At 34.6% G+C, this 16,183-nt stretch carries 22 protein-coding genes; 2 read left to right on the top strand and 20 right to left on the bottom strand.

What is annotated here, in order from left to right:
* Window positions 1-4: 4 nt before the first annotated feature.
* From rplF to rpsL, 20 genes are all read right to left on the bottom strand, one after another.
* Window positions 5-550: a 50S ribosomal protein L6 gene (gene rplF / locus P2G10_RS03405; RefSeq protein WP_218771182.1), complete on the bottom strand. Its 546-nt coding sequence runs from the start codon at window positions 548-550 to the stop codon at window positions 5-7.
* 12 nt (window positions 551-562) lie between these two features.
* Window positions 563-961 carry a 30S ribosomal protein S8 gene (gene rpsH / locus P2G10_RS03400; RefSeq protein ID WP_218771183.1) on the bottom strand — a complete coding sequence of 133 codons (399 nt, stop codon included), beginning with the start codon at window positions 959-961 and terminating at the stop codon, window positions 563-565.
* A 363-nt stretch (window positions 962-1,324) separates the two neighbouring features.
* A complete protein-coding gene (gene rpsN / locus P2G10_RS03395) occupies window positions 1,325-1,594 on the bottom strand; it encodes a 30S ribosomal protein S14 (RefSeq protein ID WP_218771184.1) in 270 nt (89 codons plus the stop codon).
* Window positions 1,595-1,597: 3 nt separating this feature from the next.
* On the bottom strand, window positions 1,598-2,149 hold the full coding sequence (rplE, locus tag P2G10_RS03390; protein WP_058885425.1) for a 50S ribosomal protein L5: 552 nt from the start codon (window positions 2,147-2,149) through the stop codon (window positions 1,598-1,600).
* A gap of 2 nt (window positions 2,150-2,151) precedes the next feature.
* Complete coding sequence (gene rplX / locus P2G10_RS03385; protein ID WP_218771185.1) at window positions 2,152-2,460, bottom strand: 50S ribosomal protein L24; 309 nt, start codon at window positions 2,458-2,460, stop codon at window positions 2,152-2,154.
* A gap of 12 nt (window positions 2,461-2,472) precedes the next feature.
* Complete coding sequence (rplN, locus tag P2G10_RS03380; protein ID WP_218771186.1) at window positions 2,473-2,841, bottom strand: 50S ribosomal protein L14; 369 nt, start codon at window positions 2,839-2,841, stop codon at window positions 2,473-2,475.
* A 1-nt stretch (window position 2,842) separates the two neighbouring features.
* On the bottom strand, window positions 2,843-3,100 hold the full coding sequence (gene rpsQ / locus P2G10_RS03375) for a 30S ribosomal protein S17 (protein ID WP_068703444.1): 258 nt from the start codon (window positions 3,098-3,100) through the stop codon (window positions 2,843-2,845).
* Window positions 3,101-3,118: 18 nt separating this feature from the next.
* Window positions 3,119-3,310, bottom strand: a complete 192-nt coding sequence (gene rpmC, locus P2G10_RS03370) for a 50S ribosomal protein L29 (protein WP_218771187.1) — start codon at window positions 3,308-3,310, stop codon at window positions 3,119-3,121.
* Window positions 3,311-3,321: 11 nt separating this feature from the next.
* Window positions 3,322-3,753, bottom strand: a complete 432-nt coding sequence (gene rplP / locus P2G10_RS03365) for a 50S ribosomal protein L16 (RefSeq protein ID WP_218771188.1) — start codon at window positions 3,751-3,753, stop codon at window positions 3,322-3,324.
* A 22-nt stretch (window positions 3,754-3,775) separates the two neighbouring features.
* Window positions 3,776-4,498, bottom strand: coding sequence for a 30S ribosomal protein S3 (gene rpsC, locus P2G10_RS03360; protein ID WP_218771189.1), 723 nt, complete (start codon window positions 4,496-4,498; stop codon window positions 3,776-3,778).
* Between the two features lie 11 nt (window positions 4,499-4,509).
* Complete coding sequence (gene rplV, locus P2G10_RS03355) at window positions 4,510-4,914, bottom strand: 50S ribosomal protein L22 (RefSeq protein WP_275315196.1); 405 nt, start codon at window positions 4,912-4,914, stop codon at window positions 4,510-4,512.
* Between the two features lie 9 nt (window positions 4,915-4,923).
* Window positions 4,924-5,202 (bottom strand): 30S ribosomal protein S19, encoded by a 279-nt coding sequence (gene rpsS, locus P2G10_RS03350; RefSeq protein ID WP_028887472.1) that lies wholly within the window; start codon window positions 5,200-5,202, stop codon window positions 4,924-4,926.
* Between the two features lie 3 nt (window positions 5,203-5,205).
* Window positions 5,206-6,030, bottom strand: a complete 825-nt coding sequence (gene rplB / locus P2G10_RS03345) for a 50S ribosomal protein L2 (RefSeq protein ID WP_218771191.1) — start codon at window positions 6,028-6,030, stop codon at window positions 5,206-5,208.
* Between the two features lie 11 nt (window positions 6,031-6,041).
* Window positions 6,042-6,332, bottom strand: a complete 291-nt coding sequence (gene rplW / locus P2G10_RS03340) for a 50S ribosomal protein L23 (protein ID WP_275315195.1) — start codon at window positions 6,330-6,332, stop codon at window positions 6,042-6,044.
* A gap of 8 nt (window positions 6,333-6,340) precedes the next feature.
* The gene (gene rplD, locus P2G10_RS03335; RefSeq protein WP_275315194.1) at window positions 6,341-6,970 is read right to left on the bottom strand and encodes a 50S ribosomal protein L4; all 630 of its coding nucleotides are present in this window, start codon (window positions 6,968-6,970) and stop codon (window positions 6,341-6,343) included.
* Window positions 6,970-7,587 carry a 50S ribosomal protein L3 gene (gene rplC, locus P2G10_RS03330; RefSeq protein WP_218771194.1) on the bottom strand — a complete coding sequence of 206 codons (618 nt, stop codon included), beginning with the start codon at window positions 7,585-7,587 and terminating at the stop codon, window positions 6,970-6,972. The genes rplD and rplC overlap by 1 nt, the downstream gene beginning before the upstream one ends.
* 286 nt (window positions 7,588-7,873) lie before the next feature.
* Window positions 7,874-8,179 (bottom strand): 30S ribosomal protein S10, encoded by a 306-nt coding sequence (gene rpsJ, locus P2G10_RS03325; protein ID WP_024740605.1) that lies wholly within the window; start codon window positions 8,177-8,179, stop codon window positions 7,874-7,876.
* Between the two features lie 12 nt (window positions 8,180-8,191).
* Entirely contained in the window at window positions 8,192-10,309 is a 2,118-nt protein-coding gene (gene fusA, locus P2G10_RS03320) for an elongation factor G (protein WP_275315193.1), read from the bottom strand.
* Between the two features lie 3 nt (window positions 10,310-10,312).
* Window positions 10,313-10,789, bottom strand: a complete 477-nt coding sequence (rpsG, locus tag P2G10_RS03315; RefSeq protein WP_218771196.1) for a 30S ribosomal protein S7 — start codon at window positions 10,787-10,789, stop codon at window positions 10,313-10,315.
* Between the two features lie 32 nt (window positions 10,790-10,821).
* Window positions 10,822-11,196 carry a 30S ribosomal protein S12 gene (gene rpsL, locus P2G10_RS03310; RefSeq protein WP_028887479.1) on the bottom strand — a complete coding sequence of 125 codons (375 nt, stop codon included), beginning with the start codon at window positions 11,194-11,196 and terminating at the stop codon, window positions 10,822-10,824.
* A gap of 303 nt (window positions 11,197-11,499) precedes the next feature.
* Here rpsL and P2G10_RS03305 point away from each other — a divergent pair, with 303 nt between their 5' ends.
* Window positions 11,500-14,667: a SusC/RagA family TonB-linked outer membrane protein gene (locus tag P2G10_RS03305; RefSeq protein WP_275315192.1), complete on the top strand. Its 3,168-nt coding sequence runs from the start codon at window positions 11,500-11,502 to the stop codon at window positions 14,665-14,667.
* A 17-nt stretch (window positions 14,668-14,684) separates the two neighbouring features.
* On the top strand, window positions 14,685-16,172 hold the full coding sequence (locus P2G10_RS03300) for a SusD/RagB family nutrient-binding outer membrane lipoprotein (protein WP_275315191.1): 1,488 nt from the start codon (window positions 14,685-14,687) through the stop codon (window positions 16,170-16,172).
* Window positions 16,173-16,183: the final 11 nt, after the last annotated feature.

The raw sequence follows: 16,183 nt of genomic DNA, 5'->3' as shown, positions 1-16,183 counted from the left end.
TTTATTATGCAGATTTACCTGCTTTTCTTCTTAATACTTCTCCTACAAACTTAATTCCTTTTCCTTTATATGGCTCTGGAGCACGGAAAGAACGAATTTTTGCTGCAACTTGACCAACTAATTGTTTGTCAAATGAAGATAACTTAATGATAGGATTTTTACCTTTTTCTGATACTGTTTCAATCTTTACTTCTGGAGCTAAGTTTAAAACAATGTTATGAGAAAAACCTAAAGCTAAATCTAATTTTTGCCCTTGGTTAGAGGCTCTATAACCTACACCTACTAATTCTAATTCCTTAGTATAACCTTTAGAAACACCTTCAATCATGTTATTGATTAAAGCACGATATAAACCGTGTGCTGCTCTATGGTCTTTACTATCTGATGTTCTTTTAACTGTTAAAACACCATCTTCAATTTCTGCAGTAATTTCAGATTTTAACTCTTGAGTTAATTCTCCTAATTTACCTTTTACTGTAACCACATTTCCGTCTACTTTAACTTCAACACCTTGTGGTAATGCGATTGGATTTTTTCCTATTCTACTCATTGTACAAAGTGATTAATAAACGTAACATAATACTTCTCCACCAACGTTTTCAAGTTTTGCTTTTTTGTTTGTCATTACACCTCTAGATGTAGAAACAATAGCAATACCTAAACCGTTTAATACTCTTGGCATCTCTTTCGAACCAACGTATTTACGTAAACCTGGTGTTGAAATTCTTTGAATTTTTCTGATTACTGATTCTTTCGTTTCACGATCATACTTTAAAGCTATCTTGATTGTTCCCTGAACTTTATCGTCATTGAACTGGTAGCTTAAAACATAACCTTGATCGAACAAAATTTTCGTCATTTCCTTCTTCAATTTTGAAGCAGGAATCTCGACTACTCGGTGATTTGCTGCGATAGCATTTCTAACACGAGTAAGAAAATCCGCGATTGGATCTGTATACATAATTAATTAAATTTCGGTTTTGGTTTTCATTTATAGTTATTTCCAGTATGAAAATCAACTACCAACGAACCTGAAACCAGTTAATATTTATTTTTTGCTTTTCGGATAAAATATCATAAGCATTATACTGTTACACAGTATTTACCTACAAGACACAACATACCCTGTAAAAACAGTGTGCAAATATACATAAACTTTTTAAAAATCAAGCATTTAATACCTTATCATTTTGAGTCTTAATTTATTGGTGAAAAAATTAAATATATCAGCCATCAAAAAACACAAAATTGTACTGTTTTATAAACAAAAAAGCATACCACAAAAATGTGATACGCTTTTTTAAACTTTAATAAAAAGTGCTGTTTACCAGCTTGCTTTTTTAACACCTGGAATTAATCCTTGGTTAGCCATTTCACGAAAAGTAACACGTGAAACTCCGAACTGACGCATATATCCTTTAGGACGACCTGTTAATTTACAACGATTGTGCATTCTAACTGGTGATGCATTCTTTGGTAACTTTTGTAATGCTTCGTAGTCTCCAGCTTCTTTTAAAGCTTTTCTCTTCTCTGCATACTTTGCTACCACTTTAGCTCTTTTGCGCTCACGCGCTTTCATTGATTCTTTAGCCATGTCTTAGTTCTTTTTAAATGGTAAACCTAATTCTGTTAATAATGATTTAGCTTCTTTATCAGTGTTAGCAGATGTTACAAAAGTAATATCCATTCCACTAATCTTTTTTACTTGATCAATATTAATTTCAGGGTAGATGATTTGTTCAGTAATTCCTAAATTATAATTACCTCTACCATCAAAACCATTAGCTTTGATTCCGTTAAAATCTCTTACACGTGGTAAAGAAGCAGTAACTAATCTGTCTAAAAATTCGTACATTTTAACTCCTCTTAACGTAACTTTTGCACCAATTGGCATTCCCTTACGTAATTTGAAGTTTGCAACATCTTTCTTAGAGATGGTTGAAACTGCTTTTTGACCTGTAATTGTAGTTAACTCGTCAATAGCGTATTCTATTAATTTCTTATCTGCTATAGCTGCCCCAACACCTTTATTTACAACAATCTTCTGTAATTTAGGTACTTGCATTACATTACTATAACCGAATTCTTCAGTAAGAGCTTTTATAACTCTGCTCTTGTACTCCTCTTTTAATCTTGGTACGTAACTCATTGTTATATTGCTTTATCTGATTTTTTTGAAAATCTAACTTTCTTATCTCCTTCTACTTTATATCCAACTTTTACAGCTTCACCGTTTTCGATTAATGCTAAGTTTGATATATGTAAAGAAGCTTCCTTTTTTACAATTCCTCCCTGAGGATTAGCTGCAGATGGCTTAGTGTGCTTAGACACCATGTTAACACCTTCAACTAATACTCTATCTTTATCCTTAAAGATTTGTAAAACTTTACCTTCCGATCCTTTGTGATCTCCTGCTAATACTTTTACAGTATCTCCTGATTTGATTTTGAACTTTTTCATCTTAATGTCGATTTAAAGCACTTCAGGTGCTAATGATACTATCTTCATAAATTGCTTATCACGTAATTCACGGGCTACAGGACCAAATACACGAGTTCCTCTCATTTCCTCTGTAGGATTTAAAAGTACACAAGCATTATCATCAAATCTGATGTATGATCCGTCTTTACGTCTAATTTCCTTTTTAGTACGAACAACAACTGCGCGAGATACTTGACCTTTTTTTACACTTCCGTTTGGAGATGTAGACTTTACAGTTACTACAATTTTATCTCCAACGCTAGCATAACGCTTTCTTGTTCCTCCTAAAACTCTTATCACTAAAACTTCTTTTGCTCCAGTGTTATCTGCGACTCTTAATCTTGATTCTGTCTGTAACATATTATTTAGCTCTTTCTAAGATTTCTACTAATCTCCAACGTTTAGATTTACTCATAGGACGTGTTTCCATTATCCTAACTGTATCTCCTTCGTTGCAGTCGTTATTCTCGTCATGTGCAACATACTTTTTCGTTTTTAATACGAATTTACCGTACATTGGGTGCTTGGTTCTTTTTACCTCATTAACAACAATAGATTTCTCCATTTTGCTACTAGATACTACACCTATTCTCTCTTTTCTAAGATTTCTTTTTTCCATCTTTAAAACTGACTAGAATTATTGTAATTCTCTTTTAGTTAACTCCGTAGCAATTCTTGCTACAGTTTTTCTTAAGCTTTTAATCTGCATTGGGTTTTCCAATGGAGTTATGGCGTGAGCCATCTTAAGATCCGTATAATTTTTCTTTAACGTCACAAACCTTCCTTGTAAGTCAGTTGTGGTTAATTCTTTAATTGCTGATTGTTTCATAGTATATAGAATTAAGCGTTAAAATCAAAATCTCTTGCAATAACAAACTTCGTTTTTACTGGAAGTTTTTGTGCAGCTAAACGTAAAGCTTCTTTTGCAACATCCATTGGTACACCACCAATTTCAAACAAAATTCTACCTGGTTTAATTACTGACACAAAATGGTCAGGAGCACCTTTACCTTTACCCATACGTACTTCTAATGGTTTCTTGGTAATAGGCTTGTCTGGAAATATCTTAATCCAAAGCTGTCCTTCTCTCTTCATGTGACGAGTTGCCGCAATACGAGCTGCCTCTATTTGGCGAGAGGTAAGTAAATTCTGATCTAATGATTTGATACCAAACATTCCGTTAGAAAGTTGAGCACCTCTACCAGAGTTACCTTTCATATTTCCTTTCGCCTTCTGTACCTTACGGTATTTTACTCTTTTTGGCTGTAACATTTTTAATTTCTAATTTTAAAAATTATTTTCTTCTGCGAGGTTGTTGACGTTTGTTTCCACCACCTTTATTAGCACCACCTTTTTGCTTAGATAATCCTACTAATGGAGATAATTCACGTTTTCCATAAACCTCACCTTTCATGATCCATACCTTAATACCTAATCTTCCGTATTGTGTATGTGCCTCAACAAGTGCATAATCAATGTCTGCTCTAAAAGTAGAAAGAGGAATTCTTCCTTCTTTATAATGCTCAGAACGTGCCATTTCTGCTCCATTTAAACGACCAGAAATTTGGACTTTAATCCCCTCTGAATTCATTCTCATTGCTGCAGTAATAGCCATTTTTGTAGCACGCTTGTAAGAAATTCTATTTTCAATTTGACGAGCAATACTAGCCGCTACTAATGTAGCATCTAATTCTGGACGCTTAATCTCAAAAATATTAATTTGAACTTCTTTTCCTGTAATTTTCTTAAGCTCTTCTTTTAACTTGTCTACCTCTTGACCTCCTTTACCAATAATGATACCTGGACGTGCAGTAGTGATAGTAACGGTTACAAGTTTAAGCGTACGCTCAATAATTACTCTTGATACACTTGCTTTAAATAAACGAGCATTAATATACTCTCTTATTTTATAGTCTTCAGCTAATTTATCTCCGTAGTCATTTCCACCATACCAGTTAGATTCCCATCCTCTGATAATTCCTAAACGATTTCCTATTGGATTTGTTTTTTGTCCCATTTCTACTTTGATTAATTACTTATATTTTTAGCTCCTAGCTCTAAAGTAACGTGATTAGAACGCTTACGAATTCTGTGTGCACGCCCTTGTGGAGCTGGTCTTAATCTCTTTAACATACCTGCGCTATCTACAAAAATAGACTTAACGAATAACCCAGCATCTTCGATACTAGCATCTTCATTCTTAGCTTGCCAGTTTGCTATTGCAGACATTAACAATTTCTCTAAGTTTCTTGATGCTTCTTTTGGACTAAACTTTAAGATTTGCAAAGCTTTTTCAACCTCTACTCCTCTTACTAAATCTGCTACCAAACGCATTTTTCTTGGTGATGTAGGACAATTAGTTATTTTAGCGAAAGCTTTAGACTTTCTTGCTTCTTTTAACTGTGTTGCCATGTTATGTTTACGACTTCCCATAATTTCCTACTATTTTTTACCTTTATTTTTTGCACCAGCGTGTCCTCTAAAAGAACGTGTTGGTGAAAATTCGCCTAATTTATGACCTACCATGTTTTCAGTAACGTAAACTGGTACAAACTGACGTCCGTTATGAACAGCAATTGTTTGCCCAACGAAATCTGGAGTAATCATACTTGCTCTTGACCAAGTTTTGATAACTGACTTACTCTCAGTTTCAACGTTAGTTAACACTTTTTTCTCTAACTTATAGTGAACGAAAGGTCCTTTTTTTAATGATCTTGCCATGGTTTATTTCTTTCTACGTTCTAAAATATACTTATTACTAGCTTTAGTTTTAGATCTAGTCTTAAACCCTTTAGCTGGAATACCGTTTCTTGATCTTGGATGTCCTCCTGAAGAACGTCCTTCACCACCACCCATTGGGTGATCAACTGGATTCATACGAACAGCATTTGTTCTTGGACGTTTACCTAACCATCTAGATCTACCTGCTTTACCAGAAACTAGTAATTGATGATCTGAATTAGATACAACTCCGATAGTTGCCATACAAGTTAACAAGATTAATCTTGTTTCACCTGAAGGTAACTTAACTGTAGCGTATTTACCATCTCTTGCCATTAACTGAGCAAATGAACCAGCAGAACGAGCCATAACAGCTCCTTGACCTGGATGCAACTCAATACAAGAAATAGTTGTTCCTAAAGGAATTTCGCTTAAGTATAAACCATTCCCCACTTCTGGAGCTAATCCTTTACCTGAAACGATTACCTGACCTACTTTTAAACCGTTTTGTGCAATTACATAACGCTTTTCACCATCAGCATAACTAAGTAAAGCAATAAATGCCGTACGATTTGGATCGTACTCTATAGTTTTTACTGTTGCAGGGATACCTTGTTTGTTTCTTTTGAAATCAATAATACGGTATTTTTGTTTATGACCACCACCGATATTACGTGTTGTCATTCTACCCTGGTTGTTTCGACCTCCAGATCGTTTTTTCGGAGCAAGTAAACTTTTCTCCGGCTTATCAGTTGTTATGGTGTCGAACCCATTTACAACTCTAAAACGCTGACCTGGTGTTATTGGTTTTAATTTTCTAACTGACATTCTGTCTTTTCTTAAAGATTGTTATAAAAATCAATAGTTTCTCCTTCAGCTAACTGAACGATTGCCTTCTTGTATCCACTAGTTATCCCTGTTACTAAACCTTTTTTTGTGTGCTTAGTATTTCTTTGAATAGGGTAGTTCATGGTCTTAACAGACTTAATTGCTACACCATAAGTTGCCTCAACAGCTGCTTTGATTTCCAATTTATTAGCCTTACTATTCACAACAAATGCATAACGATTAAATACTTCGCTATCTTTAGTTGCTTTTTCCGTAATAATAGGTTTAATTAAAATACTCATATCTTTCCCTATTTACTTAAGTTAATTTGAATTCCTTCTAAAGAGCTTTCAGAAATAACTACTTTGTTAGCGTTTAAAACACTGTAAGTATTAACTCCTGTAGCGTTTACTACTTTAGATCCTTTTATGTTACGAGATGATAAGTAAACATTGTTACTTTCTTCTCCTAATACAAATAAAGATTTTTTAGAGTCTAACTCTAAAGCTTTTAAAACATTGATAAACTCTTTAGTTTTTGGAGTTTCAAAATTGAAATCTTCAACAACAACTAAATTGCTTTCTTTTGCTTGAATACTTAAAGCAGACTTACGTGCTAAACGCTTTAAGTTTTTATTCAATTTAAAAGAGTAGTTTCTAGGTCTTGGTCCAAACATACGTCCACCCCCTCTGAAAACTCCAGATTTGATTGAACCAGCACGTGCGGTACCTGTTCCTTTTTGCTTTTTAATCTTTCTTGTACTACCAGCGATTTCTGCTCTTTCTTTAGACTTATGAGTTCCTTGTCTTTGATTAGCCAAGTACTGCTTTACATCTAAATAAATTGCGTGATCGTTTGGTTCAATACCAAATACCTCGTTAGAAAGTTCAACTTTTCTACCGGTATCTTTTCCTGTAATATCTAAAACTGCTACTTTCATTATTTTTCGATAGTTACAAAAGTATTCTTGTGACCAGGAATTGCTCCTTTAACTACGATAAGATTCTTATCAGCAACCACTTTTAATACTTTTAAATTTTGAACTTTTACTTTGTCTCCACCCATACGACCTGCCATGCGCATTCCTTTGAATACTCTTGCAGGATATGATGCAGCACCAATCGAACCAGGAGCCCTTAAACGGTTATGCTGACCGTGAGTTGCTTGACCAACACCGGCAAATCCATGACGTTTAACAACACCTTGAAAACCTTTACCTTTAGAAACTCCAGAAACATCTACGAATTCTCCTTCAGCAAAGTGCTCAACAGTAATTGAATCACCTAATTTATACTCTCCGTCAAATCCTTGAAATTCAATGACTTTTTTCTTAGCAGATGTACCAGCTTTTTTAAAGTGTCCATCTAAAGCTTTATTAGAGCTTTTTGCTTTTTTGTCATCGAAACCAAGTTGTAACGCACTATAGCCGTCTACCTCTTCGGTTCTGACTTGGGTAACCACGCATGGCCCTGCTTCGATTACAGTACAAGGAATGTTTTTCCCGTTCTCATCGAATAAGCTGGTCATACCTACTTTTCTACCTATTAACCCAGACATATTTGTTAATTTTAAGACGATAGATTTTATTTATCCAGCGCGTCTATTAATAAAATTTTTTTGAAACAAATGTTTCAGTTTTTTCCTTTTAAATTTCACACAAAAAAAAGAGCGAAAAACATCTTCACTCTGAATTTGTTTTTACCATTTTTCCTTCGCGAAACCCTCAGGACATGTTAAACACTGAACAAATCAGCATTTTTACACCACGAAACGTTAATTCCGGTGCGCAAAAGTATAAAAAACTTTCGGTTTAAAAAAATTAAACCGAAAGTTAGTTAATTACTTATACTTTAATCTCAACTTCAACTCCACTTGGTAACTCAAGTTTCATTAAAGCATCAATAGTTTTCGAAGAAGAACTATAAATGTCTAATAATCTTTTGTAAGCAGATAATTGAAATTGTTCTCTAGATTTTTTGTTTACGTGTGGTGAACGTAATACTGTAAAAATCTTTTTATTTGTTGGTAAAGGAATAGGACCGTTTACTACAGCTCCTGTTGACTTTACTGTCTTTACGATTTTTTCAGCAGATTTATCTACTAAGTTGTAATCGTAAGATTTTAATTTAATTCTAATTTTTTGGCTCATCTTAATATCTTATTAACCTTTAGATTTTGCAATAACATCTTCTGAAACATTAGAAGGAGTTTCTGCGTAGTGAGAAAATTCCATAGTAGAAGTAGCTCTACCAGAAGACATTGTTCTTAAAGCTGTTACATATCCGAACATTTCAGATAATGGAACTAATGCTTTTACAACTTTAGATCCAGCACGATCACTCATATCGTTAACCTGACCTCTTCTTCTGTTTAAATCTCCTACAATATCTCCCATGTTTTCTTCAGGAGTTAATACTTCAACTTTCATTAATGGCTCCATAATTCTGGCTTTGGCAGCTTTAGCAGCAGCTTTATAACCCATTTTTGCAGCTAACTCGAAAGATAATGCGTCAGAATCCACAGGGTGGAAAGATCCATCTCTTAAAGTTACTTTCATTGAATCCATTTCATATCCAGCTAAAGGACCGTTCTTCATAGCTTCTTTGAAACCTTTCTCTACAGAAGGAACAAATTCTTTAGGAACGTTACCTCCTTTAATTACAGATTCGAACACTAAACCTTGAACACCTTCATCAGCAGGCTCCATCGTAAATGCTATATCAGCAAATTTACCACGTCCACCAGATTGTTTCTTAAAAACCTCTCTGTGTTCAGCTGCAGCTGTAATTGCTTCTTTGTATTCTACCTGTGGCTGACCTTCGTTCACCTCTACTTTGAATTCACGTTTTAAACGATCAACAATAATATCTAAGTGTAACTCTCCCATTCCTGAGATAATAGTTTGCCCTGAAGCTTCATCTGTTCTTACTGTAAATGTAGGATCCTCTTCTGCTAATTTTGCTAAAGACATTCCTAATTTATCTACATCTGCTTTAGTTTTAGGCTCAACCGCAATACCAATTACTGGATCTGGGAAGTCCATAGATTCTAAAACAATAGGATGTTTTTCATCCGACAAAGTATCTCCTGTTTTAATTGATTTAAAACCTACTGCTGCACCGATATCTCCTGCCTCAATGAAAGGAATAGCGTTTTGCTTGTTAGCATGCATTTGGTAGATACGAGAGATACGTTCTTTTTTTCCTGAACGGTTGTTTAAAACATAAGAACCTGCATCTAAACGACCAGAATATGTTCTAAAGAATGCTAAACGTCCTACGAAAGGATCAGTAGCAATTTTAAATGCTAAAGCAGCGAAAGGCTCCTTTACATCTGGCTTACGAGAAATCTCTTCACCATTATCTGGGTTAGTACCAACGATTGCTTCCTTATCCATTGGAGAAGGTAAATAACGACAAACAGCATCTAATAAGAACTGTACTCCTTTATTTTTAAACGCTGATCCACAAATCATAGGAATGATAGACATATCCATAACTGCAGCACGAAGCGCAGCATGCACTTCTTCTTCAGTAATAGAGTCTTCATCTTCCATGAATTTCTCTAAAAGATTTTCATCATAAGCAGCAACCTCTTCAATAAGTTTACCTCTTAATTCAGCAGCTTCTTCTTTTAAATCTTCTGGAATATCAATAACATCAAATGTAGCTCCTTGTGTAGCATCATGCCATACAATAGCACGGTTCTTCACTAAATCTACAATACCTTTAAACTCATCTTCATCACCAATGTTCATAACAATTGGCACTGCGTTTGACTTTAACATATCCTTAACTTGCTGACATACTGCCATAAAGTTAGATCCTTGACGATCCATTTTGTTAACAAAACCGATACGTGGCACTTTATAGTTATCAGCAAGTCTCCAGTTAGTTTCAGACTGAGGCTCAACACCATCAACTGCACTAAATAAGAAAACTAATCCATCAAGTACTCTTAATGAACGATTTACTTCAACTGTAAAATCAACGTGACCTGGAGTATCAATAATATTAAAGTGATATCCTTTTGTTTCATCTGTAGATTCACCATTGTTTAATGGGAATTTCCATTCACAAGTAGTAGCAGCAGAAGTAATTGTAATACCTCTTTCCTGCTCTTGCTCCATCCAGTCCATAGTTGCGGCACCATCATGTACCTCACCTATTTTATGACTAACACCTGTATAATATAATACACGTTCTGTCGTAGTGGTTTTACCAGCATCAATGTGCGCAGCAATACCAATGTTTCTAGTAAATTTTAAATCTCTAGCCATTTCTTAGAATCTAAAGTGTGAGAATGCTTTGTTAGCTTCAGCCATCTTATGAGTGTCTGTACGCTTCTTAACAGCAGCACCTTCTTCCTTAGCCGCAGCTAAAATTTCAGCAGCTAAACGCTGTGCCATTGTTTTCTCATTACGCTTTCGCGTATATGTTATCATCCATTTAATAGCCATAGACACTTTACGGTCTGGGCGAATTTGCATTGGAATTTGGAATGTTGCTCCACCTACACGACGAGAACGAACCTCTACATGTGGCATTACATTTGACAAACCATCTTTCCAAATTTCTAAGGCTGATTTTTCTTCGTCAGTCTTTTTTTCGTTTACGATATCCATTGCATCGTAAAATACTTTAAAAGCTACAGATTTTTTACCGTCCCACATTAAGTTGTTTACAAAACGTGTTACTAATTGGTCGTTAAACCTTGGATCTGGTAAAAGAACCCTTTTTTTCGCTTTTCTTTTTCTCATGTCTTTACATTAAAAAAGTTAATTGATTATTTTTACTTCTTTGGGCGTTTTGCACCGTACTTAGATCTACGTTGGGTTCTACCCTCAACTCCTGCAGTATCTAATGCACCACGTACTACGTGATACTTAACTCCTGGCAAATCTTTTACCCTTCCACCTCTAACTAATACTATCGAGTGCTCTTGCAAGTTGTGCCCTTCTCCTGGAATATACGCGTTAATTTCGTTACCATTTGTTAATCTTACCCTAGCCACCTTTCTCATTGCTGAGTTAGGTTTCTTAGGTGTAGTGGTATACACACGCGTACAAACTCCACGTCTCTGAGGACAAGCTTGTAAAGCAGCCGATTTACTCTTCTTAGTTATTTTGGTTCTTCCTTTACGAACTAATTGTTGAATAGTTGGCATACTATTATTACTTGTTTTTAATTTGTACTAAAAATTACTCTCTTTAAAAGAGTGTGCAAATGTACAATTATTTTCTAATTATTCAAATATCAATGAGTTATTTTTAAAAAACAGATTCCCCTGCAAAAAATAAAAATTCTTACAAGTAGAAGCAAAAATTAAAAACCTTCAGTATACCCTACACCCAACACACTTACAACGAACATAATAATTTATGTGTTTTATTAAGAAATAATTAACTTTTATGTTGTTTAATTAAGAATTATTTAAGATTTTTGAACAATTAATTCAAACAATTATAAAATGAAAACGAAATTTAATGGGATTTTAACTTTCTTTTTAGCGCTACTTGTTCAAGTAACATTCGCGCAAGAAAGAACAATTTCAGGTGTTGTTTCTGACGAAACAGGTCCTCTGCCTGGAGTTAACGTAATTAAAAAAGGAACTACTGTTGGTGTAGAATCAGACTTCAATGGTAATTATTCTATCAGTGCTAAAACAGGCGAAGTACTTGTTTTTAGTTTTGTTGGAATGAAAACTGCTGAAAAAACAGTTGGAAGTTCTAATCAACTTAATGTATTAATGATAAACAACAACGTACTTGACGAGATTGTTGTTACTGCCCTAGGTATTAAAAGAGAAAAGAAAAGTTTAGGTTTTGCTCAACAAACTGTAGAGGCAGAACAACTTACTCAAACAAGAGAGGTTGACCTTAACAATTCTATCGCTGGTAGAGTTGCAGGTGTTCAAATACTTGGTGCTCCTAGTACTGGTTTTGGTAACGCCTTAGTAAGATTAAGAGGTGAGTCAGATTTATTATACGTGGTAGACGGAGTAAAAGTTTCTAGCTCATCTGATATTAACACGGACGATATTGAAAACTTAAGTGTATTAAAAGGTAGTGCTGCAACAGCTCTTTATGGTCCTATTGGTAAAAATGGTGTAGTTGTAATTACATCTAAAAAAGCTAAAAACGGAAAAACATCTATTGTTTTAGATCAATCTATACAGGTTTCTAACGTTTATGTTTTACCTGAATACCAGAATGAATACGGTGGAGGTTACTCTCAAGAGTTCTCTACCTTAAATGGTCAAAACATTCCTAATTATGCAGCAGATGCTTCTTGGGGTCCTAAATTAGATGGAAGATTAGTTAGACACTGGGATAGCTGGATTCCTAATAGTGCTGAATTTGGAGAGTTAAGAGCATGGTCTCCTAACGCTAATAACATTAAAGATTTCTTTAACACAGGTGTTACAAGAAATACCAACCTTGCTTTTTCTAAAGGAGGAGATGGTTATAATGTAAAAGCTTCTGTAAGAAATGTTGATATTGAAGGAGTTATACCAAATTCTGAAAGACAACTTAACCAAGTTAGTGTTCAAGCTAACTTTGATGTTAGTGAAAGATTAAATGTTTACACTAATATTAACTATCAAAATAGAACTACAGTAAACAACCCTACAGGTGGTTATAATGGTCTTGCTTCTGGTTTTAACCAATGGTGGCAAAGACAATTAGACATGGATAGAATAAGAAAAAATGACTTCCAAAATGATCAATGGTATTCTTGGAACCTAAGAAGTAATGCTGATCCTCGTCCATTATATTGGGATTCTCCATTTTTCGAGGTAGAGAACAATACTAAAAACCAAGTAAAAGATGCTACTTTTGGTAACTTTGGTTTAAATTATGAAGTTAATGATGACATAAACTTAAATGTAGAGTTAAGAAGAACTGTTAACACTTTTAAAAGTGATGCTAGAGTTGGATTTGGTGGTTTAAACCAAACTGAATTTACTGAACAAGAAAACACTTTAACGTCTTTTGAATTTTTTGCTGCAGCAACATATCAAAAAGACTTAACTGAAGATTTAGATTTAACTGCAACGTTAGGTACTGAGCTTAGAACTGATAAAGAAAGAAGAACAACTGCTACATCTGTTGGTGGGTTAACAATACCTGGTATTTTTACAATTGCATCTTCAAAAGATAGACCTACTTATACTGCTTTCAATTCTGAAACAAGAAACAATGGTTTATTTGCTACAGCATCTTTAGGTTTTAAAGACATGTTATATTTAGACGGTTCTATAAGAGGTGACTGGAACTCTAATGCTGATAATGAAAATAACAGAGTAATAACTTATGGTGTTTCTGGAAGTTTCTTGTTTAGCAAATTAATTGAATCAGAAGCTTTTTCTTTTGGTAAATTAAGACTTGGTTATGCTGAAGCACCTGATTTCCCAAGATTTGGAAGTACTACACAAACTTACACGTTAGGTTCTAACAATAATGGTGTTGTTCCTTTCTACAACAACTCAAATCAAGCTAATCCTTTTATTGAAGGTGGTGTGAGAACAGAATTTGAAGTTGGTACTGAATTACAATTTTTTAGAAATAGATTTGGTGTAGATTTTACTTACTTTAATAGAAAAGACAAAAACTTAGCTATTGATGTGCCACTATCTCCAGCATCTGGTTATTTTGGAGCTGCTGTAAACTCTGGTAAATTTACTAGTAAAGGTCTTGAGATTGCTTTAAATGCAACACCTGTTAGGAATGAAAATTTTGAATGGAACATTGGTGTTAACTTTGCTACATTAGAAAAAACTACTGATGAGTTATATGTAGATCCTGATACAGGTGAAGCTATTGAAAATGAAATTTTAGACACTACTTGGAGAGGTATTAATATTGAATCTAGAGTAGGTGAAGAATATGGAGCTATCTATGGTAGAAAAATAATTAGAGATGATGCTGGTAACCAGGTATTAAATAATCAAGGTGAAATTCAGTTTGAACAAAACCAATATTTAGGTAACTTACTTCCTGATTTTACTGGTGGTTTATCTAACAGAATTAAATACAAAAACTTTACATTAAGTGCTAATGTTGATTTCCAAAGTGGTGGTAAATTCTTCTCTGTAACTCAAATGTTTGGTAACTACTCTGGTTTATTAGCACCAACTGTAGGTAACAACGCCGCTGGTAACCCAGTAAGAGATGCCATTAACGGAACGAATGTTCCTGCACCAACTGATGCAGATCCTTCTGCAACTAATGACAATGTAATATTTGGTGATTCAGCAAACGCAAACACAGGTGGTGTGTTAGTTAGCGGAGTTGATTCTACAACTGGCCAACCTGCTTCTTATTATGTTGAACCTCAAACCTATTACGGTAGTTTATTCGCTTTACATGAAAAGTGGTTATATGACGCATCTTACGTTAAGCTAAGACAAGTATCTTTAGGGTATGATTTACCTTCTACGATATTTGAAGATTCATTTATCGAAAGTATTTCTTTAAATGCTTTTGCTAATAACCTTTGGTTGATATATTCAAGCGTAGACGGAGTGGATCCTTCTGAGCTAGAAAACACTTCTGCTGGTGGATTACGTTGGGAAGAAGGTGGTCAGTTACCAAGTAGCCGTTCTTTCGGAATAAACGTAAAAGTTAAATTTTAATTAAAAATATTAAGAAAATGAATAAAAAATTCAAAAGCTTGTTAGCTACTGTAGCTGCCTCTGTTTTATTAGTAGGTTGTGAAAGTTACGACTTTGGTGACACAGGTGTAGACAAAAATAATCCTGTAGTAGCGATTCCATCGTCACTTTTAACAGGAGCACAATCAAAAATAGTAGGAACTGTAAGTTTAAGTTCAACTGCAACTCCTTCTTTATATGTACAGCATTTATCACAAACGCAGTACACTGAAGAGTCGAGATACCAAACTATAAACTATAACTGGAATGTTGTGGGTAGTGGTGCAGGAGTAGATGGTACTGTAAATTTTTACAACAAAGTATTTCCTAACTTATTACAAATAATAGATTTAAACACTAATGAAAGCACAAAAGTTGCAGCAGCAGTGTATGGTTCTAACAACAACCAAATAGCTGTAGCTAAGTTAATGTGGTCTTATTATTTTCAATGGGCAACAGACCGTTGGGGTATGCTACCTTATAGCGATGCATTTGGAGGAAGATCTTCTTCAAAGTCTAAATATGATTCACAAGAGGATATTTACAAGGATTTATTTAATAAAATAGATGAAGCGTTAGCTCAAATGGATTCAGGTGATGCACCACAAGGAGATATTTTATTTGGTGGAGACATGGCTAAATGGACTAAATTTGGAAACACTTTAAAAATGAATATGGCTATTCGTTTAGCAAAAGTATATCCTGCTGCAGGTGGTTATGCTGCAACAAAGTTCAACGAAGCTATGGCAGGTGCTATATCATCTAATTCTGAAGATATTATGTTCCCTTCTATTGCTAATGATGCATATGACAATCCTTACCAGGATGATTATATTGATTTAGGAAGAACAGATGAATGTTTAAGTGATATTCTTGTTGATAGAATGTTAGGTTTAAACGATCCTCGTTTACCTAAATTTGGTGAACCAGCTGCATCTACAGGAACCTTTGTTGGTTTACTTTACGGATGGTCTCAGTCAGGTACTATTCCTAATGCTGATGTATCTTTTATGAACGATGATCTAATTAAGAATAGTGAAAGAGATTTACCAATGTTTACTTATTCTCAAATCTCATTTAACAAAGCTGAAGCAGCTTTATTAGGTTGGATTCCAGGAAGTGCTCAAACATTTTATGAAGACGCTGTAAAAGCATCTATGGTGCAATGGTCTGTAGATTCTGCCGATGCAGATGCTTATTTATTAGAAGCAGATGTTGCATACAATGCTGCTTCAGCGATGAATCAGATAGCTGAACAAAAATGGTTAGCATTATTTTACCAACCTTATGAAGCTTGGGCTGAATGGAGAAGATTAGATTTCCCTAATTTATCACCTGCAGTTAATCCTTTAAACGGTACTTCTATACCTGTAAGACATGGTTATCCTACTGCAGAAGTATCTCAGAATAAAGCTAATTATGATGCTGCTGTCGCTGCTCAAGGCCCAGATGGTTTATTCACCAAACTTTGGTGGGACGTAAACTAAATACATCTATT

The organism is Tenacibaculum bernardetii, assembly GCF_029125915.1.
Classification (GTDB): Bacteria; Bacteroidota; Bacteroidia; order Flavobacteriales; family Flavobacteriaceae; genus Polaribacter; species Polaribacter bernardetii.
The sequence above is the reverse complement of the archived record's forward strand: the minus strand, read 5'-3'. Positions and strand labels throughout refer to the sequence as shown.

Bases quoted from the DNA above. Each gene is read 5' to 3' on its own strand.
- rplW (WP_275315195.1), bottom strand. From the start codon at position 6,332: ATGAGTATTTTAATTAAACCTATTATTACGGAAAAAGCAACTAAAGAT.
- rpsJ (WP_024740605.1), bottom strand. From the start codon at position 8,179: ATGAGCCAAAAAATTAGAATTAAATTAAAATCTTACGATTACAACTTA.
- rplN (WP_218771186.1), bottom strand. From the start codon at position 2,841: ATGTTACAGACAGAATCAAGATTAAGAGTCGCAGATAACACTGGAGCA.
- rplD (WP_275315194.1), bottom strand. From the start codon at position 6,970: ATGAAAGTAGCAGTTTTAGATATTACAGGAAAAGATACCGGTAGAAAA.
- rplE (WP_058885425.1), bottom strand. From the start codon at position 2,149: ATGAGTTACGTACCAAGATTAAAAGAGGAGTACAAGAGCAGAGTTATA.
- rplC (WP_218771194.1), bottom strand. From the start codon at position 7,587: ATGTCTGGGTTAATAGGTAGAAAAGTAGGTATGACCAGCTTATTCGAT.
- rpsC (WP_218771189.1), bottom strand. From the start codon at position 4,498: ATGGGACAAAAAACAAATCCAATAGGAAATCGTTTAGGAATTATCAGA.
- rpsQ (WP_068703444.1), bottom strand. From the start codon at position 3,100: ATGGAAAAAAGAAATCTTAGAAAAGAGAGAATAGGTGTAGTATCTAGT.
- rpsS (WP_028887472.1), bottom strand. From the start codon at position 5,202: ATGGCAAGATCATTAAAAAAAGGACCTTTCGTTCACTATAAGTTAGAG.
- rplB (WP_218771191.1), bottom strand. From the start codon at position 6,030: ATGTCAGTTAGAAAATTAAAACCAATAACACCAGGTCAGCGTTTTAGA.
- rplP (WP_218771188.1), bottom strand. From the start codon at position 3,753: ATGTTACAGCCAAAAAGAGTAAAATACCGTAAGGTACAGAAGGCGAAA.
- rpsG (WP_218771196.1), bottom strand. From the start codon at position 10,789: ATGAGAAAAAGAAAAGCGAAAAAAAGGGTTCTTTTACCAGATCCAAGG.
- rpmC (WP_218771187.1), bottom strand. From the start codon at position 3,310: ATGAAACAATCAGCAATTAAAGAATTAACCACAACTGACTTACAAGGA.
- rpsL (WP_028887479.1), bottom strand. From the start codon at position 11,196: ATGCCAACTATTCAACAATTAGTTCGTAAAGGAAGAACCAAAATAACT.
- rpsN (WP_218771184.1), bottom strand. From the start codon at position 1,594: ATGGCTAAAGAATCAATGAAAGCGCGTGAGCGCAAAAGAGCTAAAGTG.
- rplX (WP_218771185.1), bottom strand. From the start codon at position 2,460: ATGAAAAAGTTCAAAATCAAATCAGGAGATACTGTAAAAGTATTAGCA.
- P2G10_RS03300 (WP_275315191.1), top strand. From the start codon at position 14,685: ATGAATAAAAAATTCAAAAGCTTGTTAGCTACTGTAGCTGCCTCTGTT.
- P2G10_RS03305 (WP_275315192.1), top strand. From the start codon at position 11,500: ATGAAAACGAAATTTAATGGGATTTTAACTTTCTTTTTAGCGCTACTT.
- rpsH (WP_218771183.1), bottom strand. From the start codon at position 961: ATGTATACAGATCCAATCGCGGATTTTCTTACTCGTGTTAGAAATGCT.
- rplV (WP_275315196.1), bottom strand. From the start codon at position 4,914: ATGGGAAGTCGTAAACATAACATGGCAACACAGTTAAAAGAAGCAAGA.
- rplF (WP_218771182.1), bottom strand. From the start codon at position 550: ATGAGTAGAATAGGAAAAAATCCAATCGCATTACCACAAGGTGTTGAA.
- fusA (WP_275315193.1), bottom strand. From the start codon at position 10,309: ATGGCTAGAGATTTAAAATTTACTAGAAACATTGGTATTGCTGCGCAC.